This window comes from Cupriavidus oxalaticus (genome assembly GCF_004768545.1).
Classification (GTDB): domain Bacteria; phylum Pseudomonadota; class Gammaproteobacteria; order Burkholderiales; family Burkholderiaceae; genus Cupriavidus; species Cupriavidus oxalaticus_A.
Genome location: NZ_CP038636.1, coordinates 473,984 through 499,756 on the forward strand (window position 1 = coordinate 473,984; position 25,773 = coordinate 499,756).

A 25,773-nucleotide genomic window follows, 5' to 3' on the forward strand; every position below is an offset into this window, starting at 1 on the left:
CAGGTATGAATCATGGAAGACGAACAACAGTGAACTGCCGTTCAAGTGTCGAAACAGTTCAGATGACATCAAAACCGGGGAGTGATGTTGCCCCGCGATCAGTCTGGCCGTTACCTGCTTACGCGCCAGGCGGTGTCCGGCATAGAGGCAGCGTCAGCCTGATTCGGGCTCTTACGTTGAACTGCGGGAACCTTCGGTGGCGATGCCAAGCGAAAGGCACAAGCCCGAAAGGCGAGGCCGAAAGTAGCGATGCGCCACCAAGGGGCGGAGCAGCTCGTAGTAGTGTTGAAGCCGCTGTAATGGCGGTGGAGCGAAGGGGCTGCGTCATCCCGGTCTGGGGTCGTGTCAACTGCGTGAGCAGGAGGAGCACGGCCACATGACCAAACCGTTTGACATTCCTAAAGCGTTAATCTGGAAAGCATTCCAATGTGTCAAAGGGAACGGCGGCGCCGCAGGCGTCGACCGTGAATCGATCGAGCAATTCGAGAGTCGCCTGAGCGATAACCTGTACAGGCTATGGAATCGACTCTGCTCCGGCAGTTACTTTCCGCCGCCGGTCAAAGGGGTGCCGATTCCGAAGAAGTCAGGCGGTGTGCGAATGTTGGGCGTGCCCACGGTTGCCGACCGGGTGGCGCAGACGGCGGTCAAGCTCCTGCTGGAGCCGCAGATCGACCCGATGTTCCATCCAAACTCCTATGGCTATCGACCTTGGGCGCTCTGCCCATGACGCGATTGCCATGGTGAGGCGGCGAAGCTGGGAGTACGACTGGGTTGTGGAATTCGATATTAAGGGACTCTTCGACAATATCGACCACGACCTGCTGATGAAAGCGCTCAAGAAGCACTGCCAGACCCCATGGGTTCTCTTGTATGTGGAGCGCTGGCTGAAAGCGCCTATGCAGACCGCCGACGGGGAACTCAAGGAACGGACGCGCGGCACGCCGCAAGGCGGCGTCGTTAGTCCGTTACTGGCCAGCCTATTCCTGCATTATGCCTCCGACGTGTGGGTCGCCCGTAACCTCAGAAGCGTGCGGTTTTGCCGTTACGCCGATGATGGGGTGGTCCATTGCAAGAGCTTGGCTCAGGCCAAGCTGGCGTTAGGCAGGATCGGCGAGCGGTTCCGCGAGTGCGGGCTCGAGTTGCATCCGGGCAAGACAAGGATCGTCTATTGTCAGGACGTCAATCGGCGGGAAGCGCATCCTGATGTCCAGTTCACCTTCCTCGGGTACACCTTCCGGCCGCGCAAAGCGGTGGACAAGTATCAGCGGGTCTACGTGAACTTCTCTCCGGCGGTAAGCCGTGACGCCCTCAAGGCGATGCGGCAGACAATTCGGGGATGGCATCTGCAACTGATGTGTGACCGCGAGTTGGGCGACCTGGCGGCGATGTTCAATCCGATTCTGAGGGGGTGGCAGCAGTACTACGGCCGCTTCCACGGCTCGGCAATGTCGGTGATCTGGAAACACATGAATGACTACCTGGTGCGCTGGATGATGCGCAAGCACAAAACTCTCGCTCGCCATAAAAAAGCGGGCGAGACACGCTCTCGGGCGGCTTGCGCGTCAATTCCCGAGTGCCTTTGTGCATTGGGGAATGGGATGTCTTCCTGCGGTTGGATGATGGGAGCCGGATGAGTTGAGAGGCTCACGTCCGGTTCTGCGAGAGGCTGGGGGTGAAATTCCCCCGGCCTACTCACCCGTATGTGGCGACGGCCGAAGGCTGGCTGTACCTGGCAGTCATTGTCGACCTGTTCAGCCGGCAAGTGGTTGGCTGGTCGATGCGGCCGCATATGAAGGCCGAGTTGGTCACGGACGCCCTGCGCATGGCATGGTTCCGGCGCCGCCCCGAAGCCGGGGTGATTGTGCATAGCGACCGTGGCAGCCAGTATTGCAGCGGGCTCTTCCAGGACTCGCTCAAGGCGTACGGCATGCGTTCGTCTATGAGCCGGCGCGGCGATTGCTGGGATACTCAGTCCAAAATACGCTTTGAACGTCGGACCGATCTGACCCGTGCTGGGATTGGCCGAGCTGCCTTGGCGTTGACCTGTCGATCGGGTTCCGGCGTTCCCCGAGCATTGCCGGGCCCAACGCTTGTGACCTGATAGGAGCTTTGTCCTGCACCCTGAGTGTCCTGTCCTGCGAGTGGGATTGGCGGTGTGCCCACTACAACGGATAACACGCATGGAACAAGAACAAGACGAAGTAATTCTGGGTGTCGACACGCATCTGGATACGCATGTCGGGGCGGTGATCAGCAGCACGGGCAAGCTCCTCGGCACGCAGTCGGTCTCTGCAGACACCAATGGCTATCTCAATCTTCTGACCTGGGCGAACTCGTTCGGATGCTTGCGGCGCGCTGGAGTCGAAGGGACAGGAACTTACGGGGCTGGCCTAGCCCGCGTGCTACGCGATCATGACATCGAGGTACTGGAAGTCAATCGCCCTGACCGGGCGGCTCGCCGGTCTCGCGGGAAATCTGATCCCACTGACGCGGAAAACGCCGCGCGTGCAGTCCTCTCGGGGAAGGCAACTGCCCTTCCCAAAGCGCAGTCTGGAGCAGCAGAAGCGATGCGTGCCGTCTCTGTTGCCCGGCGCAGTGCCGTAAAGGCGAAGACGCAGGCTATCAATCAGTTGCGAGCTTTGCTGGTCAGCGCGCCTCAGGAGATCCGTGAACGGCTTCTGAAAGAAAAGACGGCGGAATGCGTGGCAAGCTGCGCCCGCCTGCGCTCGTTAGGCGACACTCCCTTGCTGCAAACCTTGACCGCCACTCTACGCCTACTGGCCAAGCGCTGGCTGGCACTGGCAGAGGAGCTGAGCACCCTCGACGGCATGCTTGATCGCCTGACCAGCCGGCATGCCAAGCGGCTTCGGGAGCGGTTTGGCGTAGGCCCTCAGACAGCGGCAGTGCTTGTTGCCGTTGCCGGTGACAATCCTGACCGGCTGAAAAACGAAGCTGCACTGGCTGCGCTTTGTGGCACAAGTCCTTTGCAGGCTTCGTCCGGTAAAACGGTCCGGCATCGCTTGAACAGGGGCGGAGATCGTTCGGCAAATAATGCCTTGTGGACTATCGCCATGGTGCGAATGCGCAGCGATCCCAGGACACGGTCATACGTCGACCGCCGAACGAAGGAAGGCATGTCCAAGAAGGAGATTCATCGCTGCCTCAAGCGATATATCGTCAGGGAGCTGTACCCCCTCATTTTGGCCGATCTGACCGATTCGAGCCGCGCCGCTTGACATAGGAGCGTCAATGCGCCTACCGAAAGCCTGTGGAGTTCGCTGAAGGTCGCACGACTGCACGGTCGGCACTTTGCGACGCGGCGTGCCGCGATGGATGAAATCGTCGACTGGCTCGGCTTCTACAATGCCCGCCGACTGCATTCGACATTGAACTACGTCAGCCCCATGACGTTCGAGAAGAATTGGGCTGCCGCTCAGCAAGGGCAAGCGGCCTGATGGCTCGGCTATGGGGTTCGTGAAACAGGGGCAAGGTCAAAGCGGCATGTTGGCGTTTGACGAACCACTTGCTGACTACCTGGTTGACGGCCGACTCGACGCACCCCGATGCAGTGGGCTCCCCATGCCTATGGCGGTTACCGTTATTCACGATGAAGTGCCGGTTGTTGTCCAGGTAGACGATGAACTCCTCAAGTTTGCCGAGGAGTTTGGCTTCTTCGGGGCTGGCCTCAGCGTCAGATCCCACCTCAGGCTTTCCAATCGATGCAACGCCGGATAGGGGCAGCCGTGTCAGAAGTGCCACTTGGCGCTATGCAGTGCCCTGATCAATGCCGCAAGCGTGGCCGTCCTCCTCTCGTGAACAATCTGCGACGACCAGTCTACGCCCGGATCTGTCGCAACCAATCATTGACAGTTTGGCTGACGACTCGATAAGCACAACGTTATCGGGCCGTATCGACGTGCGCGGCAGAGCCAGCGTTTCAAGGCAGGCTTTCACGTAGGTGTCTGGCGTGGGGATTAGTCAAGATGCTACAGACTTTCCTGGTCGACAAATCGGCCCAGCCTACGTAGCGCTGGGAGCAGCACTTCATCCGCATAACGGCAACCGGTGAGGCCAGGATCGGTCTGCCCCGACTTCCTTGCTTCATCCGGTGCGTGGGACTCCTCGGCGAGCAGGTGTGCGAGCAGCGCCTCGTAGCCAGCCTTCCACGCTTGCGCGCCCGGGAATACCACACGCAACTCCTTGAGAATAGCCATCCCAGCAAAATCCAGGTCGCCCCAGAAATGAACAGGGCGCGTGACGTCGGTCCCATGCAGCCATGCAAGAACGCTAAGCCCCAATGCCGCATTCCGCTCAAACACGCCCGGGGCAAAATAAACCGAGCTGCCACCCTGCTGGCGCAGCCGCCTCGCGCTCGCCTTGTATCCGGATGCGTATATCAGGACAAAGCCTTCGGCGGCACTCAGCCTCCCTGCCGCCATCGCTTCAAATGTTGCAGCGTTTTCCACAAAAAGAATCGGGGCGGCAGGATCGGCTGTACGGGCGGCTACCAGCAGTTGTACCGGCTTGTCCGGAAAGGGGCAGACATCCGTGTCAAGCAACAGGGCAATGGCCTCCTGCTGGCCGTTGAGAACTTTAGACAAGCCCCAGAACTGCCGGCTTGCCACCTCATGGAGCATGAGGTTCTCGCCGACAAGCGCCGGGATGCCGGCGAGACGCTCAAGTACCTGCTCCGGTGATCGTGGCAGGATGAGGATCGGACGAGACAGCAGCCGCTCGCACAGCGCCGCGTTGCTGAAGCGCGCTGGCACAGCCTGCCGCCACTGAGCCATCCAGGCGACCAAGGCGCTGGGCTGGCGCCCCGTCTCATCGCGAAGAAACGCTTCCGCTCGCGCGGCAATGACGAGCTTCGGTGAGCGCTCCCAGATATCAAGATCACGCTGGCCGCGACGCTGGTCTAGCACCAGCGCCAACCCGGGCTGCGTCTGCAACGCTTCGAGGGCGCGCCACACGAACATACGTTCGCCGTGCAGGGCGATCGCGAAGAACTCTGGCCACGTTCCGGCACTCAACGGGAAGCTGATATCGCGGCGTCTCTCCGCAAACGGCTTCGCCTCGATGCGGTCCACCAGTGCATTCAGCAACGCGGTGAGGGCAGCCGGCCGGCGCCCCGGAATGCCGTCGACGCTCATGTCCCCGTGTCCGAGACCAACTGCTTGCGTGCCTCCTGCAAGTCGAACTGCCATGCCGCTTCACGCCGCACCGCCTCCCGGCGTTCAGTCCAGAGGGCATGCAGCCGGTCGGCCTTCAACAGCGAGCTGTCCACCTCTGTAATTTTATCGAGTTCCCCTGCCAGACCCTCCACCTTCATCAGGGAAAAACGATGCTCGAAACTGAACAACTCGAGAAGGGGGCCGGACGCGCGGGACGGCATGGCAACCACCAGCTGCAGGCCAAGGTTCTCATTGAGATAGCGCATCACGGCAGCGGTGCGGCCCTCGTCCATCTTGTCGAAGGCCTCGTCGATCATCATGAGCTTCAGGCTCGGCGTCTTTTCGAACTGGCGAAATGCCTGGGCCAGCACTGCGGCCCGCACCAGATACGCCGGCGTCATCAGCTCGCCTCCCGAGAACGTCGCCATTCTCGCCAAGGACGCCTCGCGTCCATCTTCCGAATACTTGCGGATGTCATACTGGCGATAGTTGCGGTAGTCCGCTATGTCCCTCAGTCGCCGCAACGCGTGGTCGCGGTTGGTGTCGAGCAATAGCAGCTTAATGTCGTCCAGCGCCACGACGCTGTCGGCCGACAGCACGCCTTCGGCCGCCGAGAACAGATCCACCGGCGTTTGCGTCTCGGCCAGCCGGTTCAGTTCCTGGAACAGGTCGAAGTACTTCTTGTACTCCTTGACCATCTGCCCATATTCGATCTCGAAACGGTCTTCGCCGAATGCCAGGCGTTTGAGTTTTTCATTGAGCCGCTTGAGCGGATCGATGCCCTGCTCCACCGCGGTGCGTACGGCCAGCGCAAAATGCGTACTGAAGGTATTGTTGAAGTTCTTCTCGGCGCCGCGAAGCTCGCTGGTGTTATTGAGAATGCGCACTTGATCGAGCCGTTCGAGCATGGCCGAGATCTGCCGCCGGGCGGCGGGCACGCCGCCATAGGCATGCCACTCGTACTCCTCCTGGGTCGACTGGCAAGGCTGAAAGTCGACCCGCTCATCGAACGAGGAAGACAAGAGGTTGTGTGCCTCCAGCTTCCGCTCGAATGCCTCGCGCTCGTGGCGGTAGAGGCCGGCCTGCTGGCGCCGCCGTCCATCGAAGGACGCGGAAGTCTGCTCCCTGGCTGCATCCCGGGCGCGCTGATCCAGCCGGATGGGGTCAAAATGCGGATTGAGCCGGATCAGTTCAGCCACGCGAGCGTTGACCTGTCTCACGCCGTCCTGGCACCCAGCAAGCTTAGCCTCGGCGTCAGCGATGTTCGCCTCAAAGCCACGCGCTTGCCCCTCCGCTTCGCCCGCTAAGCGCGATGCGGTATTGGATAAGCGGTGGTGGCCGTCCAATAGCTGCTCTGCACGCGCCACGCGGCGTTCCAGCACGATAAGATCGGCGTCATCCAGGCTGGCGAGCTGCGCCGCGAGACTGCTCAATTCACGCTGCGTCTCACCCAGCTTGTCCAGCATTGGTGCGACAGGCACAAGCTTCAGGCCGAGCAGACGGGCACCCCATGCAGCCAACTCCGTGGCGCTTGCGCGATGTGCGTCCCTTTCCCGCGTCTTTTCGTCGATCTCACGGGAAAGCCTCACCACGCGCTTGCGCCGAGCCTCTGCACCGAAGGCAAGTTCGCCGTCCTCCACCCATGACGAAAACATCTTGAACCCGCCGCTGGCCATGCCGTCCACGGTCAGTGCCTGTGGCGCGCCGCGCAGCGCCTGCGCATCCGCTACCTTGACATAACGCCCGTAGCTTGCAATCAGATAAGCGCGCGCAGTCTCATCAGCGATCACCAGCTCCTGCAGCACGGCATCGGGCGACAGCGCCTGATTTTCCGCCCGCCGCTTGGCCAGTTCGCCCTGTACCACGGAAGCCTCTCGCCCTTGCCTAGTCGCCGGCATCTCATGCCGCAGCGCCCGGATGGCGCTCCCCTCGTACTGCGCGTCCACCAGGATCACGAAGCGGTTGCCGCCCAAAAGCCCTTCGATGGCGTTTTGCCAACGTGAGCCCTCCCGCGGCTGGACGAGGTTGCAAAGCACCCTGGGACGGGCGCCCGGCATCTGGGCTTCGAGATATCGGACCGCGGCCTCCACATGCGCCGGCAAGTCAAAGTGGCCATCTTCCAGCCCTTGCCGACGCCGCTTCAGGTCATCGATTTCCCCTTGCAGGGCGGCCGCGCGATCTGACTCTCGCGTCTGCTCCTGTACTACTGCCCCATACAGGCCGTCGGCACCGTGCAGCTGCTGCGCAACAGGGGCCAGGGCGGCATCCAGCCTGGCAAACCGGTCGCGCCGCAGGCTCGCCGGGTCGATCTGCGCGCCTGTCAGCATCGCCGCCAGTTCACGCGCGGCGGCGTGGCCGTCGGCGGCATCGATCGCCGCGGCCTCGACAACCAGCCGTTCTACATGGGCTGCGTAGGCGCAGGCCGGCCCTGCAGGCAGTTTAGCCAGGGCAGCCAGTTCGTCCAGCACGCCGCGCAAGCCCGTCAGGGCGGCCAGGACGTCCAGCGCGATTCGGGATCGATCATCGGTGGCGGCGGCCATCTCGCGGCTGAGCCGCTCACGATCCTGCGCCACCGGATTGCCATTGAGGCGCCCCTTGGCAGTGCCGTGCAACTCCGTGGCGCGCTTTAGCGCCTGTGCATGCCGGTCGGCAAGCGCCTGCTGCTTTTCGACATCGGCCAAGGCGCGGCGCCGGCAGGCCTCCAGTCTTTGGATTTCCTCCTCGACATCCTGCTGCCGGCGCAGCGCTTCGCCCAGTTCGGCCTCCATGGCCTCTTCGAACGCAGCAAGGAACGCATCCGCGTGTGCCTTCAGCACGCCCAGCCGCTCCCGGCATGCCAGTAATTCGGTGGCGATCTTGCGCAGACGCTGCACGTTTTGCATGAGCGAAGCGATATGCCCGATCTGATCGGAGAAATCAGGCTCGGCCAGCACTTGCTCCCGAATCAGCTCGTCCACCGAGCCGACGGTCTTGCGGGCAATGGACTGGACGAAAGCACGTGCCGCTGCTTCGGCCTCACGCGGCCCGACCAGCGTCTTGCCGCCACCGCGAAACTCGGCATAGAGCTTGCACAGATAGTCTTCGATGCTGTTCTCGAACGGCAGGACGCGCGGATAGCGCTGGCGCAGCCGATGGTAGATATCCTCGACCTTTACCGCCGTAATCGAATTGCCCTTGCGTGACTCGATGAAATCCGCCTCCATCGCGCGGCTGCCCGGCAGCACAAAGTAGAGCTTGCGCGCCACGTCGACGCTTCGACCTTGTTCGCGCGTACCGGACACGGCGGCTTCCACGGCCACCACGGCGGTGAATGGTTCGGCGGACTCCCCGTCATCGGGCGCAAAGACTGCGACGACATAGGTGTGCGACCCATACGGCCGGACGCAGAGATTGTCGCGCATGCCTACCGCATACGACGCCAGCGTCCGCCTCACCTTGCCGCCGGCGCGCGAGGCGCCGCTCTCGTCCTGCGCGGAGTTGAAAACGTTGATGTGCTGCTTGCCTCCGGTCATGACCAGCTGGATCGCGTCCTGGAAAGAGGACTTCCCAACGCCGGTCGAACCCGACAGCAAGGTGGTGTGACCAAAGGGGTATTCCCGGGACACCACGAAACCCCAGTTGACCAGGATGAGCTTCTCAAGCTTCATCGTCAGGCTCCGGCGACGTGACGGCCGACACGGGCGTCCGTGTTTCGACCAGCAGGGCATCGATGGCGGGATCCGTCACGAACTGCAGGATCGTTCCACGAATGGCCACCAGAGCGTCGGCATCTTCCACCTCGGAATCCGCCCGGTAGTCGATCAGGCGGGCACGCTTCAGGTCGGCGAAGAGCTTCTCCCGCGCAGTCTTGGCCGGCAGTGAGCGGCGCGCCTGCGCGGTCAGCGTGGCATTCAGGTATTCCACGGTGACGAGCGCCTCGTTGCGCTCGTTGATCGAGCCTTGCCGCAGGCTTTCGTTGTACAGCAAGCGCAGCACCAGGCAGCATGCCACGAAATCGGCGGAGAGCTTCGCCCGCACGGCGTCCACCGCGATTGCATCGTCCTCGGCGGGCAGTCCAGGCACGCGCGCCCCCGGCGGGTAAAGCCGAAAATAACTCTGATGCCGCTCGTGCAGCAGCCGGAACCCGCCCACGTCGAAGTACGCATTGAGCAGGCCCTCGATACGCACGGCGTCGTCGTAGAGCTGACGCTCGATGGCGCTGTCCTCCCGATGCAGGATGGACAGCCCGAACAGGCGGCCGAGAATCTGCCGGAACGCCTCCGGCCTGACGCCCGCCGCCTTCAGTTCCGCTTCCACCAGTTGGCCAATCGTAATTTCATCCATGGCCGATGTGTCGCCTCCTGATTGCATAGTCGGTGCCCGACATGATGGCATTGTCCAGCGGCTCGGCGTCTAGCCGCTCCACGTCCAGTCCCTCATGGTCCCGTGCCGCCTCGACGGCCCGCAACAACGACAACGCCTGGATGGCATCGTCGACCGGCAACTCGGACAGGCGCAGCGCACCCGTGCCACGCATGGAACCGAGCAGGTAATCCACGACGTCGTGATGCGACAGGGAGAAGGCCCGCTCTTCCGCTTGCCGTACGAACTGACGCAAACGCTCTTCCTGCGTGATCTCCGGAACAATGCTCACGGCCTGTGCCCGGTTACGCTCGCCGGCCTTTCTCGGCTGTACCGCGGCGGGATCGTATAGTGCCACGCTTACCGGTGCGAGCGCGGCCCCCTGCCGCTCCAGCCACGCGCCCTGCTCCCGCTCTGGCATCTCCCCCAGCCGGCGGATCAGGGCGGACAATGCCGCCCCGCTGCCCGATGCCCCCATGAACAGGCTCTGCGACAACAAGACCACATGGCGGCGGACATAGCTTTCCATGGCCCGGAACAATTCCGGCTGCTTCGTCCGGCAGGCCGCAGTCACCATCTCGTCGATCCGATCAAGCATCCATCTCAAGATAGCCCCGTCCGGCGCGGACTGCGCGGCCCACGCCGCGTGGTTGGCCAGGTCATCGTCAATGGCCTGCATCTCGGCCGCGCTCAACTCGTTAAGACGTTCGATCAGTGCCCCGATGTCCAGCCGGTGGCGCTCGGCATTGTCATAGACCAGCCGGGGCGAGAACTCATCACGAAAACGTCGCTCTACGAACTCAATGAACCCATCCCAATTTCCCTGCACATGCGCATCGAGCAATATCTTGCGGGCCAGGTCATAGAAGAGTTCGATGTCCTCGGAGAGGTCGGCGATGACCCGATCAGCATACTCGTAGGCGTCGAGCAGGTCTTCCACGTCGCGGCGCTCGATGAAGGCGCTCAGTGCATTCTTGCAGGAGCGCATGTTGCGCTGACGGGTCCGTTCGCGTGGGCGGTCGGCCAGCGTCAGCGCCTGAGCGAAGATCTTGCCGGCGCGGGTGAAGCGATAGGCGGTAACCAGTCTGACGCGATCCTCGGCGGTTTCGAGCCAGCCATCCGCGACGAGAAGGCGCACGATGGCGCTTGCCAGCTTCTGGTCGTCGGCAAGGTCACCGGCGGTGAATCCATCTTCGCCATCTTCCCCGGCAGGGTCGGCCGGCAGCGTGGCAGACTGCATGGTCTGAACAAACAGGTCACGCAAGTCCTCGCGCCCGAGGATGGAACGGTAGTCGGCATGGGAACCATAAAGCCGCGCATAGAATGCGCGGATGCAAGCCGCGATCAGCCGGCGCCTCTTCAGCGTCAGCGGACGAAAGAACTGCGGATAAGCCGAATCCACCATGGCGGCTGATGTCCCCTCTCAATACTCTGTCGTTGCACCTGCGTACCACCGACGCAGCGACCAAACGCGTACGATACCACCCCCTCGCTGCGCTGCCATGCGCGACCCGCTTCAGGGATTCACCATTACCGTCTGCTACCGGCGCGCCCCCGGTTGCGCCTTGTTGTTGTGCCTGCCGAGCACCGCATTATGTTAAATATAAGTCATGCAGGTGTGCCCGCGGTCGATAGTCGGTGACCCGGTATGGTCCGGGGAATGACGAAACTTGAACTATTCCATTAGCCCTCACCGCCGGCGGCCACCCCTGGCATGGCACAGCCGACCTGTGCAAACCTCAGGCCATCATCCCATAGCCCAACGCGCGAATATGTGTCCGAAATTTCTCTTCATCCTCGAGCCGCACGACCACATGCCTATCACCGGCGCGCAGGCACAGACGGGCGGTCTCCTTGCGAGTGGCCAGCATGGCTGCCATTTGCGCGTCATGGCAATCAATCAGCAGCGTGGTCCCCGCGACTTTCAGCGCCTTGCCCTGCTTGCCGGTGCTCTTGATGAAGGATTCCACCGTATCTGGCAGCGGCTGGTCGTCCCGGGCCTGCAGGAATTCGCGAAGTTCAGCGATGTCATGCCCCCTCTCGACCGCTACGATGGCCTTCTGAAGGTCAAGCCGCCAGAGCATGTCCACCTCTTCTGTCGCCCACATGTCCAGAACCAGGGATTCTTCCGCCGAAAGACCGTCCCCGATGACCTTGATCTGCATGCCGGGCATGATAGACAGCCTAACGCTGGACCGAACCGGCGCCGGCGTGTAATGGGCGCTGGCGCCAAGGCAATAGGCGCCCAACGAGGTCACGCGAAAATAGGCCAGCCCATCGTAGCGGCTGAGGAACTGGAGTTCATCCGTTCCCCACATGTCGCGAAAATTAGGCCGAGCCCCCGCCGGTTCGGTGTATGCGACGTCGATGATGCCAAGTGGCGCCGCATACTCGAGCAGGAAGCAGAGTATGTAGCGCAACTGCAGGATGTCCCAGTCATGGTAGCCACTGTGTCCCAGGCTGCCGTAATCCGGCTCGCAGATGTAAAGACTCCAAGGGTCGCGGGCCACGTCGAAAGTACGCCCGGTTGCCACCATGAAGCGGGAAAACGCGTCGATGCTGACCCACTCGCCGGGCGGGCAACGCTGCAGCAATTCGGTGATCGCCGCGCGGCGCGGCGCCACGGCAGCCATCGCACCGCCCTTGGCCTTTTGCCCCTTGATGACATCGATGCGGCTGAATTCATCCAGCAGCGTCGCCTTCAGCCATTTTCGCCAGATTGTGCCAAGCACGTCAGCCGTGGGCGCCGTCAGGGCTTTCAGTCCTGCCTTGCTCAGCGCCAGCTTGCTGCCGTTGCATTGTACAAGTCCGGCTGCCTGAAGCAGTATCGGCCAAGAGAATGCCTTGATCGGACCAATCTCCTGATCGGTGGGATTCGGCGCGTGGTAGGCGTAGTAGTCGCTACCGGACAGTTGCCCGCACAACAAACGCAGCGTCGCCGTGCCCGGCAGCGATGTCTTCTCGCTGACCTGAATCTTTCCCTGATCCACCAGGCGCAGCAGCACCGGTAGATCCGCCAGGGCATCGCGCTCGCACAGCCGCACCGTCAACGGGCTTTCACCGTGCATGTCGGGAAGCGTAGCGGTCGTGTCCAGCCGGACAGGCTCGGGCGCCGGCACGAATGCCATGAGCCGCTCCTTCAGATCGGCAGGCACGCAGCGCCATCCGTTCTGATAGTACAGAAACAGGCACAACGCCGTGGGCGGCCCAGAGTGTTGGTGTCGGCGCTGCTCGTCGCGGACAAAAAAGTTCGGCAAACGCCCATACTTCGCTCGGAACCGCATGGCGTTAAAGCAGCCATCCTCGGCATACGTGGCCTCTGCCACCGCCAGACGTTGGGTCTCGTCCAGGCCTTCCCACAGCGCGCACAGCCTGTCGCCGGCAAGGTTCCGCAGGACCTCTTCAACCAGCACACCCTTCTTTCCGATGCGTGACGCCTCCGGAAGCCAGCGCATCAGCGATTTCAGATCGTCTACGGTCAAATTGTTCAGCGCTTCAGGGAGGGAACTCATGAGCATACGTAATGATGGCAATTTTTCAGGCCGTGTCCGGCCTCGGGGCAAAGGCGGCCAGGGACAAGCAAACGTGATGATAGTCCGGACAGTCAGGAGTCGAGCGTCTGCAGCGGATATTTGCTCGCATTCATCCCAATTCGCACCGCCGCATCCAGGTCCACGCTCGGCGCTCGCCACGAGCTGTGTCAGGTGGATGTGATATCTGCCAGCCCTGCTCCCGAAAGATAAAGATGGGGCCCTGACCTCGCAACACCCGGGCCCTATCCTCCTGCTCTCGCCCCGGAAAACTACACGTTCTGCCTCGCATTGACCGCCCGCCGCAGCCAGACAGATCTCGCCTTGTCCGTCCCACTCAGCCCCCTCGGCGTTGCGGTAGCAGACTGCAGGAGGTGTTGGCGGCGAATCGACGCAGCCCGCCGGTCCGCCATCTGGGCCTGGATTCAGCGGATCGCTCCGACCACCTCGTCGGCTAAACTGGCGCACGAAGCCACATGGAGCCACGATGGACCCAGATGACGTGATACGAGATTTCGAGCGCCTCGCCCTGGATGACGCGACGGAATTGGAGGTCGACGACGCAATTGCCGGCTTGGCGGTGCTGTTGGCCGATCCAGCGATCGCGGGGAAAGAAGGCCCGTGACCAAGATACGCCCAAACCGCTATCATAAGCCTTCGGGTTATATGACAGTCGATATCAATTACTTTTGGAAATAAGCGCGGAACTGTAACCTGCCCCAGCTAGGCTGGCCGGCCTTTCAGCGATTGTCGAGATCCTGTATGGCCACCGTCGAGCGTACCGCCTACCCGCGTTTCCCAAAGGTCTTTTCCCTCAAGGAATTGCGGGCCTGCTACACCCCAAGCGCGGAAGAGTTGGACTGGGCGACGCGGTCCACACGCGGGCTAGAATCGCGACTTGGTCTGCTGGTGCTCCTGAAGGTCTTTCAGCAGCTACACCACTTCCCGAACCTTGACACGATTCCTGCCAGCGTGCCGGAACTGGTGCGCATCAGCGCCGGCCTGAACCCAGGTACGAAGTTTGGCTACGACCGAAAGGTGTCGCCGACCTTGTTCCGACACTACACGGCGGTGCGAGAGTTCCTTGGCATCCAGGCCTACCTCGGCACCGATGCCAACGAGGTCACTATCCGCGCTGCGCGCGACGCCGCCGAAACGATGGACCAGCCGGTTGACATCATCAACGCCACGATCGATGCGCTGGTCCTGCGTCAGATCGAACTGCCATCCTTCTCCACGTTAGATGCCATCGTCGAGCAGGTCCACGCTCGCACGCAAACGGCCCTGTTTCGCCGCATCAGACGACGCCTGTCCGAGGACGAGCAGCACCGGCTTGACCGGTTGCTGACCCGAGACCTAGCAAGCCGTCAGACCGCTTATCACAACATCAAGCGCCACGCGCTGCGTCCCTCGCGCAAGCACCTGACTCTGCTGATCGAGCATCTAACCTGGCTGGACACCATCGGAGACTTTTCCAAGACCGTGGCAGGCGTGCCGGCTTCCAAGCTGCGGTCCTTGGCGAGCCAGGCCATGAGCCTGGACGCGGCCAATCTCAAGGAGCTCTTGCCGGAGAAGCGCTATACGCTGATGGTGGCGCTCCTCAATCAAATGCGGGTACGGGTGCGGGACGATCTCGCCGAAATGTTTATCCGGCGCATGAGCGCCATCCACAAGCGGGCACGGGAGGAGTTGGAGCAAATCCAGTCCCGCCGGCGCGCGCAAATGGAAAAGCTCGTCGCGCTGCTCGACGGCGTGGTCGAGATCGTCGCCGAGGGCGAGGACGATGCTCAGATCGGCGTAGAGGTAAGGCGCCTTCTTGCCCCCTCAGGCGATTTGGAGCCTCTACGCGAGAGCTGCGCCGAGGTCCGCGCCTTCAGCGGGAACAACTACTTGCCCCTTTTGTGGCGGCATTTTCGCCCGCACCGCTCGGTAATGTTGCGCCTAGCCGAAGTGCTGAAGTGGCAGTCAACCAGCCAGTCGTGCACCCTGCTGGCCGCACTGGCAGTCGTGTTGCAGAATGCGGCCCTGCACCGTGAATGGTTTGCCGCCGACGTCGATCTGAGCTTCGCCTCGGAGCGCTGGCGCAAGCTCGTACATCGCTCTGACAATCTGGGGCCTGGCATCAATCGGCGCTATCTGGAGCTCTGCGTGCTTTCGCATATGGTCGGCGAACTGCGCTCTGGCGACCTCTGCGTCGTCGGCTCTGACGCGTTTGCCGACTACCGGCTGCATCTGTTGCCCTGGCGTGAATGCGAGCGCCGCCTCCCTGACTACTGCGCCAAGCTGGAGATGCCCACCAACGCGCAGGATTTCGTTGCTCACCTACGTCAGTGGTTGGCCGCGACGGCACAGAACCTGGACGATAGTTTTCCGGATAAGCGTCAGCACGTCACCATTGGCCGCAACGGCGAACCGGTACTACGCCGGACCGTCGCCAAGGAAATCCCCGCCAGCGCGCTTGCGCTTCAGCAGACGCTGATCCGCCACATGCCGAACCGCAACCTGCTGGATGTCCTGGCCAACATCGAGCATTGGACCCACTTCACGCGCCACTTCGGCCCGCTTTCAGGCAGCGATCCCAAGATCCGCCATGCAGCCGACCGCTACTTGCTGACGATCTTCGCGATGGGCTGCAATCTCGGACGCAAGCAGCTCGCCACATGGGCGAACGGGTGACACCGCACATGATGTCGTTCGTCAATCGGCGGCATATGAGTCTCGAACGGCTTGAAACCGCGCAGCGCGAACTGATCGAGTTGTATCTCCAACTCGACCTGCCCAAGCATTGGGGGGACGGTAAGACCGTGGCGGCTGACGGCACGCAATACGACTTCTACGACAATAACCTTCTCACGGGCTACCACTTCCGCTACCGCAAGAAGGGCGCGGTGGCCTACCGGCATGTTGCAGACCACTACATCGCCGTATTCCGACACTTCATCCCGCCCGGCGTGTGGGAGGCTGTCTACGTTATCGAGGGCTTGCTCAAGGCAGGCTTGAGGCGTGGAGGCAGACACGGTGCATGCCGACACCCAGGGCCAGTCAGCTGCCGTTTTTGCCTTTACCTACCTGCTTGGCATCAACCTGATGCCGCGGATTCGTAATTGGCAGGATCTGAAACTTTACCGAGCCGATCCCACCTCCAAGTATCGTCATATTGAGCGCCTTTTCTCGGGCGTGGTGGATTGGGACCTGATCACTCTTCACTGGCAGGACCTGATGCAGGTCGCATTGTCGATCCAGGCCGGAACCATATCCTCTCCCCTACTGCTGCGCCGCTTGGGATCGGATAGTCGCAAGAATCGCCTCCTGCTGGCCGCCCAGGAACTCGGTAAGGTTGTCCGCACCGTGTTTCTGCTGGAATGGATCGGTAGCCGCGAACTGCGCCAGGAAATCACAGCGACGACCAACAAGATCGAGTCCTACAATGGCTTTGCCAAGTGGTTCTCGTTCGGCGGCGATGAGCAGCAAAAGCGATTGCGCTACAACGATCTGATCGCCTCCGCAGTGATCCTTCAGAACACCGCCGACATGATGCAGGCGCTTCGTGCCATGGAGAAGGACGGTATCAAGGTCGACGTGGACGACATCGGCTTCCTCAGCCCATATCTCACCAGCAACATCAAGCGCTTTGGCGACTACAAGCTAAACCTTGAGCGGACTCCGGAGGCCTGGATCCACGACAGTCTTTTCGCTGCCCCCGCATTCTCCGTTCGGAAACCACGCCATGCCTAACACCCAGACCCCTTATGGCCCGGTTGACACCGATGCCTTGCATCGCCTGCAGGACAGTTTCGACACCCGCGAGATCCTGCGCATTGTGGACCTCGTCGATACGATACGAACCCGAGTCAGTGAGCCAGCAGGTATTCAGCGAGGGACTTCAGGTAGCGGATCTTGTCCAGCGTTTCAGCGAGGTTCTTGGGGCCGTTGCGTCTGGAAGGCGCCTTGATCCACTCGAGGTGCGTTGCAGAGTCGTCAGCCCGTGGACTGCGGACGGATTCCATGCATTGCTGCAGCGTGGCCGCCGACACTGCGCGGTTGACCGCTGCGAGCATTTGCGCCTCGTAGCTGGAAAATGCATGCCGTGCCAAGTTGGTGATCTGGAAGCGGGCAGGCAACTCTTCCCTGCCAACGTAGCGATACGCAAATGCCGACATCTGCACTTTTTGGGGTGTCGTTCGGGTCAAAACTGTACGACAAGCGCTCGGATGGCCGCAATAACGTAATGGGCTGCAACGCCACGCCAACAGGGGACTCGGGGCTGATTGTGAAAACCGTATCAATCGGCAAGAAAAGGACGATTACCCCGCATTAGGCGTGTCAACCGTCGCGACACTCGAGATGCGCGACCTCAAGGGCCTCGCTGGCACGGATCCCCTGCCGGAGTACACCAGCCTGATGGACAACCTTGTCCTCCTGCGGCAAGCGGGTCTGCATGGTGAACTGCGAAGGTTTATTGGCGTCGTCAAAATGCGTGATAGCGCCTTTGATACGGCCTTCCACGACGTCACAATCGGTCCGGGAGGATTGCAGGTCGCGAACCGGTTGATCATGCCAGGAGATGCGGGCGACCGAGAGCCGCAACCGCAAGCGCTATCTAAGTCCCAAAGTGGTGCCGTTTACTTTTATGTATGTTTGGCGACGTGGGAAATAGTAAAAAGATGCACGCAACGGGTTAGTTATTGACCGACCTAACCTCTCTGCTACGTGTTCGACTACTTGAGGACGTAGGCGAGGCGCTTCCACCAGTATCGAAGCGAGTACTTCGCCTTGTAGGGCGCCGGCCTTTGTCGGATTCCCACTGTAATGATGTAAGCATACAGCGCAATCAACACTACAAGGAGGGCGAGCACCAAAATGATCATGGAATCCTCGTTTCAAAGTGAATAATCCAATCCATTGCAAGTCCTCTCAGAGGTGGATGGATCAGGACGCCCCGCTGCGACAACGAACGATTGAATCGCGTACCACATTGCCCAAAGCAGGACTGATTGGGGTGGGGAACTGTTGCTCAGCTTGAATCGACACGTCGCATGCCTAGATCGTGAACGGCTTGGCATGTCTGCCCCGCGACCGGCTGCGGTTCACTCATCCGCTTCGAGAATCATGTCCACAGAGTCCCTTCCTGCCAGCTCGGCCACGAGGTAAGCCCAACGTCGAGAGTATGGCCCGCCAAAGACTTCAATTCGCTTACCAAAGGCAGCGATGCCTGGCGAACTCATTGGTTCCTCGACCTGAAACCAGACGTCGAACATGTCTTTGGATGCCATATTGAGTTCGACATGGATGTTGAACCCACGATATTCCGTCACCCGTTCCATAGTCGCCCCCCATCTTCGGGTAAGTTTTCTCAACGAGGTGTCCATCGACTTTCCCGCATCAAAGGGGGGCTCTTCCCATGTTTGGGTAGCCCAGTGCACCGTTCCCGTTCCTATCGTCATCCCGAGGGAATCCATTGAGAGAGTGACAACTCGCGGATGGGCGCGCGCCAGGCGCCCACCTCGCTGCTTCTAAGCGTTATTTAGAATGATGATTAAAATCGCGAATCGTCAATCCTATTACGGTTGGTGATTTACGCTCCGTCGGAAAACAAATCGCGTCTATCCGTGACTTTTGCACCATCGGTGAACACATCGCGGCCTTCCGTGACTCTCGCACCATCGGAGTAGACGTCAAACTTCGTGGTTTTCCCTCCATCTGTATAGGGGTCACGCGTCCCCATTGTGCCGGCGCCATCAGTATAGACATCGCGCATACCCGTCCTGGAGTATGCCGCCCCAGCGCCAAGCGCGGTGCCCATCACAGCGATTAATAAGATGCTTCGCACCATATTCCACATCCTTCAGGTGGTTATTCGTCCCCGGCTCGTAAGAATTACCCGGTAGCAATTTATGTTGATTTGTGTCCAGCGCATTCGCCTCCCACCATATTCATCTCGCGATGGAATCGTCAAAATTCCTGGAGATAATTCGGGCTGCTCCTTCTTTCAGGCAGGGCAACGTAGAGTTGCGGAACCGTATCGGCATCGTGGATCCGGCGCTGCAATCATAGCCACCTGAGATTCGGCATCAGGTCACTATGACCGTCGATCCCTACGCCGCCCAGTTCGTTGATGATCTGCTTCACGACTTCCTTCGATTGCGAATCGCAGCCGGCAATCATCAGCAACTCACCCGGTTCTGCTTGCGCATTGTGCCGCCTCAGCCCAAGGCGCCCGATCTTGCCGCCCACCAATCCGCCGATCCACCAGCCGACCATCGCGCTAAGCACGACAGCACCAACATACGCCACGGCGGTGGCGCCGGCGCCGACGGAGGTTCCGTAGCTGAAGATTACCAGCGCGCCGACGATCCCGCCGACGAAAATCCCTGTAATCGCCGCCTCCTCGCAGTATGTAGTCTGGCTGACGTCAATCGTCGGCAATCCGTCGACTGGCTGGTTGTCGGGATGGCCAAACCATGGCCCTGCCACGCGTGCTGGGGTGCGCGCCAACTCGCCTAATCGCGTTTGGGCTAATTGTGCCGAGGCGGCGTCTTTTAGTTTGAAATACAGCAGCGTACGCATAACGTTACCTCATGCGATCTCATTTCCCTCTTCCGGCGAGCCGGAGGATGGTTGCTTGATGACTGCGGCCCATGCTCCGGAGTACCTTGGCATTGGGGCAGGATGTTGACCGCAGGTTTGGCCAACCTTCGTTGACAGCGCGATCCCAGTCAATTGTCAGTGTGATTTCCGCATGGCATCGGGTTGCCCCCACTCGTATGAATCCAAATCGATGGATGTTTCCCTTCGCGGGCTGGCCGATCCGGCCGTCGGGCAACAGAGCTTGGTGTGCAGGGGGCGAACTCGGTAGCTGATCATTGCAGAGGTATTAGGCATGTTTGTCCTGTGTTGATCACCCGGCTGGCAAAGTGCCGATAGTTGTAACGACGCGTCGCCGGTGTTGGCCCCGATCTTCCATCGCGAACGGGTCATCTTTTCCACCCGTATCGCGTTGCCAAGGACCATTACGGCATTTTCGTCACGATGAGAGTACGACTTTGCCAACCGGAAACGCGGAAGAGCAGCAATCAAGGTGGGAGCCAACGTTGCGCTCGGCCTGGCAGAGAAAAATCTCGCTCGCCAGATATCGATTGCATCGATATTTGCGAAAAACCGGCTTACTGAGTGATGGGCGACTGGACGAAACAATTGTCGCCGCGTTGGCATGTCGCATGAATTTTCCTGGGATCCCCATGAGTGACTTCAGGAGTCACCAGTCCTAAGACGTCGTCGAGGGGGAAGGCCCGGAAACGAGTGATTGGCGGAGCAAAAGCGCTTAGCTTTCGGGACGCGTCAACTTGCAGTATAGGGGGCGATGCACGATGTCCCTAACCCCCTTACAACTTGGCCACGCAGGTGTCGCGCACCTGACAGCCAAGAGTCAATGTGGGACAACGACCAATAGAACGTGTGAGGTTAGTCGCCCCGAAACGCCTGCTTCAGTAACGTCGATTGCTTATACTGATCGAGTGCGCGAATCCGTTCGACGAATCCGGCACCGTCAAGTAATTGAATGCCGGCCCGCTCTGCAGACTCCTGCACCGGCCGCCCGACATAGCCAGACAACGACCAAAAAACGCCTCGACGCACCTTGTGTTCGTGCATGACGCCGGCAAGTGCGCGGACCTGTTCCACCTTCACCGGCTTACTCCATGCTTTGCATTGGACCACGGCCACGGGAATATCCAGGCCAGCCTTGTACAAAGTAGCATCGATGCCGCCATCGGGCCCATGGGGACTGCTTGAGGGCATCCAGCGTCCAGCTATTGATTTCTGGCTTCTCCGGTACGGGTACCGTCCGCGCTGGCGGGCCAACGGCCTCCTTTGACTTGGCGGATTCACTGGAGGACCGGGGTGACTTGGGCGGCGAGGACGGTCGGCTCGTGCGGAAGCGCCGAGCCCTCTTCGGGACTTCTTGCTTGCTGGTCCCTGCCCTACCTCGCGCGCGGATGTATGGACAGCACACCCAGGAAGCCGAACATGGCGGCGGGAACCCAGGCTAACGACTGGCTTAACACGGAAATGCCCGTCAGCAACGGACTCGCCGCGAATATCGCTGGGACGACCCCGCGCAACACAATGTAGGCACCCACGGCCAGCACTGCAGATGCCCACCACGGCGCATCCATCAACACCTCGCTAAGCGAGGGCTCCTTTCTCCTGCGACCCATTTCTCTACCTGTTATTGTTCTTCATCTCATGCGGCGGCATCCCGCCATCGGCAAATCTACCCGATCTGATATACATGGCGGGTTGCAACAGGCCAACACCCCACCGACTACGGGTGGCCGAGCAGCCGGTCTATACCCTGGTGACTTCACGGATTTCGCCATAGTTTCGCTTGACGTCATCCCTTAAACTGGATCCTTCGCGCAACACCAGACGGAAACCATGAGAAAAGCAGGTCGGGTCAAGACGTGGCATGCAGACAAGGGCTTTGGCTTTATCGACGTCCACGCGGACACGAAAGATGTGTTCTTTCACATCACCGCCCTGCAAACGCGCGCCGTGACGCCGACGCCTGGCGACCGCGTGAGTTTCGAGCTCGGCAAAGGGCGGGACGGCCGGATACAAGCCTTGAACGTTGCCATCGTCGGTGCACCGAAGGCGCGGTCCGACGCGAGCCCTTGGCCGGTGCTCGCCGGTCTGGCAGCCTTGGGGCTCATCGCCGGCGGCGCCCTGGTGGGTTATTTCCCGCGCCAGGCCGGCATGGTCAGCCTCCCGGCCAGCCTCATCACGTTCTTCGCTTATGCAGACGACAAGACGCGGGCCGCCCGGAATACGTGGCGCACGCCTGAGACCACCCTGCACCTCCTCGCGCTCTGCGGCGGCTGGCCGGGCGCGCTTGCCGCCCAGCACCTGCTCCGACACAAGAACCGGAAGCGGGCGTTTCAGGTGACGTTCTGGGGCACGGTCGCGTTGAACGTTGGCGCCATGGTGCTTTGGCAATCCGTCATGGCGGCCTGAGTAAGCCGAAGGCGGCCACATAGAAGTGAAAAAGCTGCGGGACTGTGGCGCACAATTAGGATGGCCGTCGCCACCCACTTCGGCAGTCTTTCGCCTAAGACAATTCTTCGAGAAGCTTTCTTGTCAGACGCAAGTCCACGGTATCGAACCCCTCCGTGAACGAAGAATGAACCTGAACCAGCAGTTGCCGTGCAGCGTCGTTTTTCCCTTGACGGTGCCAAAGCCGCCCGAGGCTCAGCGCGCCCTTTAACTCGATTGACGTCGCGCCTTGCCGGCGGGCGACGGCAATGGCCTTCTGAAAGCAGGCCTGCGCTTCATCGGCTTTGGCGAAGGCGTCGCCATCCTCGCGCGCTAACTGCAGCAGTAGCTCGCCCTTGAGGCGATACAGAGTCCCTTCATCTAAGCACTCGCCTGTATTACCCACCAGCGTCAGCGCGTCAGCTAGCACGTCTAGACCCGCTTCTTGACCTGCCTTGCCATAAGCATCTGCAAGCAGCCCAAGTAGAGAGGGCCGACCCAGTGAGGCACCGGTGGCCTCATGGGCGCGCAGCCCTTGGTGTATTAGGGCGATGCCCTCCTCATGGATTCCTTGAGTAGCGAGCACCCAGCCGCGAAGGATCTCCGCCCGGGCCAGATAAAGAGGAAACCCTTGCTCGCTCGACAGCGCGAGGGCGGCGTTGGCATACTCCAGCGTCCGTTCAATCTCGCCTCGGCGCTGATGCAACTCCGCCGCGAATACCAGGCTCAAGGCAAGGCTGAACGGATCCGAGGCATGCCTGGCGAGCGCCAGCGCTTCCTCAGCGCGGGCCCAGGATTGATCCGGCAAGCCGAGGTACCAGAGAGCCCCGCTCAGCGTGCAGCGTATGTGGATGGCAGGGTTGCGGGCATAGCGCAAAAGGTAACCATATGACTGCCGCTCGGGCCGGTGCAGCGCCAGCGCCTGCTCCATGTGGGTACAGGCCAGCCGGATCTCACCCAGCCGGAATGCGGTCGATCCCAGTATGCGGTGAGCCTCTGTGAGCTGCTCCGGGTCCTGTGCTTCTTTCGCAATGCTCAGCAGCCGTTCACCCAGCGCTTGCGCCGTCTTGAGCTGCGACCGCAACAGGTAGAAGGACCACAGGCCGATCTGAGCCGCAAAGATCTGCGGGGTTTCTCCCCTCTGTTCGCTCAATGCGACTGCGCGCGTGTAAGTGGCCTCCACCTCCGGTGCGCCGTGGCCTCGCGCGGCAATCCAGGCCGGGCCGAGCGTCAACAGCAGCGTCAGTTCTTCGCGCATGCGCTCCTGGGTGTCAGGCAATGTTTTCAGCAGATCGAGGGCTGCACTGAGATGCCATATTGCATCGAGATGCGCGGAACGCTGCAAGGCCTGCTTGCCGGCCAGTTGCAAGTACTCGACGGCCTTCGGCACATTGCCGCTCTGACTGTAGTGGTGCGCTAACTCGTTGCAGTATTCGCTCAGCCGGTCCGGAAACAAGGCCTCGATTGCCTGCGCCGTACGTTCATGCAGCATGCTGCGCTGCCCCGAGAGCAGCGAGTTACCTGCCACCTCCTGGGTCAGCGCATGCTTGAACGCGTATTCGACCTCAGGGTAGGCCGGCCGCTCATAGATGAAGTCCCCCGCCTGCAGGTCGACCAGCAGGGGATGGAGCGATTCTTCGGGCTGCCCTGTGACGTGCCGGACCAGGCTCGAAGGAAACTCCGTGCCGATCACCGCCAGCGTCTGCAGCAGTTCCTTCTGCGGCACCGGCAGCCGGTCGATACGGGCGGCCAGCACCCCTTGCACGGTGGTCGGGATATGGAGTGCCAGCGGGGCCTTGTCGATCCTGTAATTGCCGGGCTGGCCGAGCAGCGTGCCTTCCTCTGCCAGCGTCTGGACGACCTCCTCCATGAAGAACGGATTGCCCTCCGTCTTGGTGAGGACCAGCTGTTTCAGCGGCACCAGCGAGGGATCGTCGCCGATCAGCGCCGTCAGCAGGCCCTGTGCCTCCGCCTGACCAAGCGGCTCTAGATGCAGTTGGGTGTAGCAGGGATTGCGGCCCCAGTCATGCGCGTACTCGGGCCGGTAGTTGACCAGCAAGAGAATGCTGGCGCCTGGCACCTCCGTGATCAGCACATTGAGGAAGGCTTCGGTCTCGCTATCCAGCCATTGCAAGTCTTCGAACAGCACCATGAGGGTCTGGTTCTGGCTCTCGCGCACCAGTAATCTTGCGATGGCCTCAAAGGTGCGCTGGCGCCGTATGGCGGGATCCATCGTCGGCAAGGCTGAATCCGGTTCGATGACGCCGAGCAGGTAGAGCAGGTAGGGCAACTGCTCCTCCAGCGCGCGGTCCAGGATCAGCACCCTGCCGGTGGCCTTCTCGCGATACCGGCGTTCGTCATCCTGTGCCGTGATCTGGAAGTAGTTCCGCAGCAGGTCGATCAGCGGCAGGTAGGGGAACGCCTTCCCATGCGACACCGAAAAGGTCTCGAGGACCATGCAGCCTTGCTGCGAGCGCGACTTGAACTCGAGGAACAGCCGCGATTTGCCAACGCCCGCCTCCCCCACCATCCCGACGATCTGCCCATGCCCTTGCCGGGCCATGGCCAGCGCCCCACCAAGGCGCTCGAGTTCAGCCTCACGGCCGACAAATCGGGCGAGGCCACGGTGCGCCCCCACCTGCAGCCGGGTGCGCAAAGCCCCCAGCCCTATGACTTCATACACCGCCAGCGGCTCGCGCAGGCCCTTGATTTCGGTGCGTCCCAGCGCCTTGAACTCGAAATACCCTTCCGTCAGCCGGTAGGTCGATTCGCTGACGAGGATAGATGACGGAGTAGCGACACCTTCCATCCGGGCGGCGATGTGGATCGTGTGCCCCACCGGATCGTAGTCGGTGCGTAAGTCATCCTGGCGGATCGAGCGGACTACCACTTCCCCGCTATGGACGCCGACTCGGATCTGCAGCGGGATGCCCTGCTCCAGCCGGATCCTGTCGCTATGGCGGCGCATGGCCTGCTGCATGCGCAGCGCGGCAAACAACGCCCGCAGCGCATGGTCTTCGTGGGCGATCGGCGCGCCGAACAGTGCGAGAATGCCGTCTCCGAGCGATTTGGCCACGTATCCCTCATAGTGATGGACGGCCTCCATCATCAGCGCCACGACGGGGTCGATCAGGCTACGGGCTTCCTCAGGGTCAAGGTCCTGGATCAACGCGGTGGAGCCTGCCATGTCCGCAAACAGCGCCGTGATGGTCTTGCGCTCGCCGGCCACGTCCGCGCCCTTGGCTTCCATGGCGGCCCGCTCCGCACGAATGCGCTCGGCGAGGTGAGGCGGCGTGTACAGGATCGGAGTCGGCCCTGAGGGCACCGGCCCTTGGACAGTCGGTGCCGGGGCAGCGCGCGGCGCTGCGAGGGTGTTTGGCAACTGCGACCCGCAGGCGCAGCAGAACCTTGCTTCGGGACTGGACTCGTGGCCGCATTGCGGGCAAGCCTGCGCCAGCTGTTGCCCGCAATGCTCGCAGAACCGGGCGCCGGTGGGATTTTCGCACCGACAATGTGTGCAGCGCATCTCGCCCCCTGACTGCCGTTTGGCCCCCATGCACCCATTACAGGTGCAATCCCTGTCGTTGACAAGGCCGCTGCACGGGGACTGGGGATGCAGTTCTTGAAGGTGGTCCGCGCATTGTAGGGCCGGCCGGTATTACAAAATTATGCACCGCAGAGCACAATTTCGAATCCCGGCC

General features: G+C 61.3%; 13 protein-coding genes and 6 pseudogenes. 8 read left to right on the forward strand and 11 right to left on the reverse strand.

Translation table 11 applies throughout. The annotated features are described in order from the left end of the window. The first annotated feature begins 376 nt into the window (after nucleotides 1-376). From ltrA to E0W60_RS30350, 4 genes and pseudogenes are all read left to right on the forward strand, one after another. Nucleotides 377-1,620 (forward strand): annotated as a pseudogene (gene ltrA / locus E0W60_RS30335) (group II intron reverse transcriptase/maturase). Between the two features lie 79 nt (nucleotides 1,621-1,699). After that, nucleotides 1,700-1,966, forward strand: a pseudogene (locus tag E0W60_RS30340) (DDE-type integrase/transposase/recombinase); the annotation flags it as partial. Nucleotides 1,967-2,180: 214 nt separating this feature from the next. Beyond that, a complete protein-coding gene (locus tag E0W60_RS30345) occupies nucleotides 2,181-3,236 on the forward strand; it encodes an IS110 family transposase (protein WP_135706610.1) in 1,056 nt (351 codons plus the stop codon). Nucleotides 3,237-3,248: 12 nt separating this feature from the next. Further along, nucleotides 3,249-3,455, forward strand: a pseudogene (locus E0W60_RS30350) (IS3 family transposase); the annotation flags it as partial. Nucleotides 3,456-3,495: 40 nt separating this feature from the next. Here E0W60_RS30350 and E0W60_RS37750 read toward each other — a convergent pair. The 6 genes and pseudogenes from E0W60_RS37750 to E0W60_RS30375 all read right to left on the reverse strand — a co-directional run. Next, a pseudogene (locus E0W60_RS37750) lies at nucleotides 3,496-3,785 on the reverse strand (ISKra4-like element ISBte1 family transposase); the annotation flags it as partial. Nucleotides 3,786-3,986: 201 nt separating this feature from the next. Continuing rightward, on the reverse strand, nucleotides 3,987-5,150 hold the full coding sequence (locus E0W60_RS30355) for a Wadjet anti-phage system protein JetD domain-containing protein (RefSeq protein WP_135706611.1): 1,164 nt from the start codon (nucleotides 5,148-5,150) through the stop codon (nucleotides 3,987-3,989). Further along, a complete protein-coding gene (locus E0W60_RS30360) occupies nucleotides 5,147-8,818 on the reverse strand; it encodes an ATP-binding protein (protein ID WP_135706612.1) in 3,672 nt (1,223 codons plus the stop codon). Before E0W60_RS30360 ends, E0W60_RS30355 begins: the two co-directional genes overlap by 4 nt. Then, nucleotides 8,808-9,494, reverse strand: a complete 687-nt coding sequence (locus tag E0W60_RS30365) for a DUF4194 domain-containing protein (protein ID WP_135706613.1) — start codon at nucleotides 9,492-9,494, stop codon at nucleotides 8,808-8,810. The genes E0W60_RS30360 and E0W60_RS30365 overlap by 11 nt, the downstream gene beginning before the upstream one ends. After that, complete coding sequence (locus E0W60_RS30370) at nucleotides 9,487-10,917, reverse strand: Wadjet anti-phage system protein JetA family protein (RefSeq protein ID WP_133098379.1); 1,431 nt, start codon at nucleotides 10,915-10,917, stop codon at nucleotides 9,487-9,489. Before E0W60_RS30370 ends, E0W60_RS30365 begins: the two co-directional genes overlap by 8 nt. 334 nt (nucleotides 10,918-11,251) lie before the next feature. Continuing rightward, nucleotides 11,252-13,024, reverse strand: coding sequence for a hypothetical protein (locus E0W60_RS30375; RefSeq protein WP_240746096.1), 1,773 nt, complete (start codon nucleotides 13,022-13,024; stop codon nucleotides 11,252-11,254). A gap of 505 nt (nucleotides 13,025-13,529) precedes the next feature. Here E0W60_RS30375 and E0W60_RS37190 point away from each other — a divergent pair. Further along, nucleotides 13,530-13,667: a hypothetical protein gene (locus E0W60_RS37190; RefSeq protein WP_167884623.1), complete on the forward strand. Its 138-nt coding sequence runs from the start codon at nucleotides 13,530-13,532 to the stop codon at nucleotides 13,665-13,667. Nucleotides 13,668-13,804: 137 nt separating this feature from the next. Beyond that, nucleotides 13,805-16,777: pseudogene (locus tag E0W60_RS30385) on the forward strand (Tn3 family transposase). Nucleotides 16,778-16,914: 137 nt separating this feature from the next. Here E0W60_RS30385 and E0W60_RS30390 read toward each other — a convergent pair. Beyond that, a pseudogene (locus E0W60_RS30390) lies at nucleotides 16,915-17,163 on the reverse strand (hypothetical protein); the annotation flags it as partial. A 223-nt stretch (nucleotides 17,164-17,386) separates the two neighbouring features. Here E0W60_RS30390 and E0W60_RS30395 point away from each other — a divergent pair. Further along, complete coding sequence (locus E0W60_RS30395; protein WP_135706615.1) at nucleotides 17,387-17,731, forward strand: hypothetical protein; 345 nt, start codon at nucleotides 17,387-17,389, stop codon at nucleotides 17,729-17,731. A gap of 398 nt (nucleotides 17,732-18,129) precedes the next feature. Here the strand turns inward: E0W60_RS30395 and E0W60_RS30400 are convergent, their stop codons facing one another. From E0W60_RS30400 to E0W60_RS30415, 3 genes are all read right to left on the reverse strand, one after another. Further along, on the reverse strand, nucleotides 18,130-18,411 hold the full coding sequence (locus E0W60_RS30400; protein WP_240746097.1) for a hypothetical protein: 282 nt from the start codon (nucleotides 18,409-18,411) through the stop codon (nucleotides 18,130-18,132). Between the two features lie 679 nt (nucleotides 18,412-19,090). Further along, nucleotides 19,091-19,609: a hypothetical protein gene (locus tag E0W60_RS30410; protein WP_135706617.1), complete on the reverse strand. Its 519-nt coding sequence runs from the start codon at nucleotides 19,607-19,609 to the stop codon at nucleotides 19,091-19,093. Between the two features lie 894 nt (nucleotides 19,610-20,503). Continuing rightward, nucleotides 20,504-20,839, reverse strand: coding sequence for a restriction endonuclease (locus tag E0W60_RS30415; RefSeq protein ID WP_240746098.1), 336 nt, complete (start codon nucleotides 20,837-20,839; stop codon nucleotides 20,504-20,506). 639 nt (nucleotides 20,840-21,478) lie between these two features. Here E0W60_RS30415 and E0W60_RS30420 point away from each other — a divergent pair. Next, nucleotides 21,479-22,054, forward strand: a complete 576-nt coding sequence (locus E0W60_RS30420; protein WP_135706618.1) for a cold shock and DUF1294 domain-containing protein — start codon at nucleotides 21,479-21,481, stop codon at nucleotides 22,052-22,054. A 94-nt stretch (nucleotides 22,055-22,148) separates the two neighbouring features. Here E0W60_RS30420 and E0W60_RS30425 read toward each other — a convergent pair whose 3' ends face one another. Next, the gene (locus tag E0W60_RS30425; RefSeq protein WP_135706619.1) at nucleotides 22,149-25,598 is read right to left on the reverse strand and encodes an adenylate/guanylate cyclase domain-containing protein; all 3,450 of its coding nucleotides are present in this window, start codon (nucleotides 25,596-25,598) and stop codon (nucleotides 22,149-22,151) included. Nucleotides 25,599-25,773: the final 175 nt, after the last annotated feature.

Coding starts and splice junctions, on each gene's coding strand:
- E0W60_RS30355 (WP_135706611.1), bottom strand. CDS start 5,150: ATGAGCGTCGACGGCATTCCGGGGCGCCGGCCGGCTGCCCTCACCGCG.
- E0W60_RS30370 (WP_133098379.1), bottom strand. CDS start 10,917: ATGGTGGATTCGGCTTATCCGCAGTTCTTTCGTCCGCTGACGCTGAAG.
- E0W60_RS30365 (WP_135706613.1), bottom strand. CDS start 9,494: ATGGATGAAATTACGATTGGCCAACTGGTGGAAGCGGAACTGAAGGCG.
- E0W60_RS30425 (WP_135706619.1), bottom strand. CDS start 25,598: ATGCGCTGCACACATTGTCGGTGCGAAAATCCCACCGGCGCCCGGTTC.
- E0W60_RS30420 (WP_135706618.1), top strand. CDS start 21,479: ATGAGAAAAGCAGGTCGGGTCAAGACGTGGCATGCAGACAAGGGCTTT.
- E0W60_RS30400 (WP_240746097.1), bottom strand. CDS start 18,411: ATGGACACCTCGTTGAGAAAACTTACCCGAAGATGGGGGGCGACTATG.
- E0W60_RS30395 (WP_135706615.1), top strand. CDS start 17,387: ATGCGCGACCTCAAGGGCCTCGCTGGCACGGATCCCCTGCCGGAGTAC.
- E0W60_RS30375 (WP_240746096.1), bottom strand. CDS start 13,024: ATGAGTTCCCTCCCTGAAGCGCTGAACAATTTGACCGTAGACGATCTG.
- E0W60_RS30360 (WP_135706612.1), bottom strand. CDS start 8,818: ATGAAGCTTGAGAAGCTCATCCTGGTCAACTGGGGTTTCGTGGTGTCC.
- E0W60_RS30415 (WP_240746098.1), bottom strand. CDS start 20,839: ATGCCCTCAAGCAGTCCCCATGGGCCCGATGGCGGCATCGATGCTACT.
- E0W60_RS30410 (WP_135706617.1), bottom strand. CDS start 19,609: ATGCGTACGCTGCTGTATTTCAAACTAAAAGACGCCGCCTCGGCACAA.
- E0W60_RS37190 (WP_167884623.1), top strand. CDS start 13,530: ATGGACCCAGATGACGTGATACGAGATTTCGAGCGCCTCGCCCTGGAT.
- E0W60_RS30345 (WP_135706610.1), top strand. CDS start 2,181: ATGGAACAAGAACAAGACGAAGTAATTCTGGGTGTCGACACGCATCTG.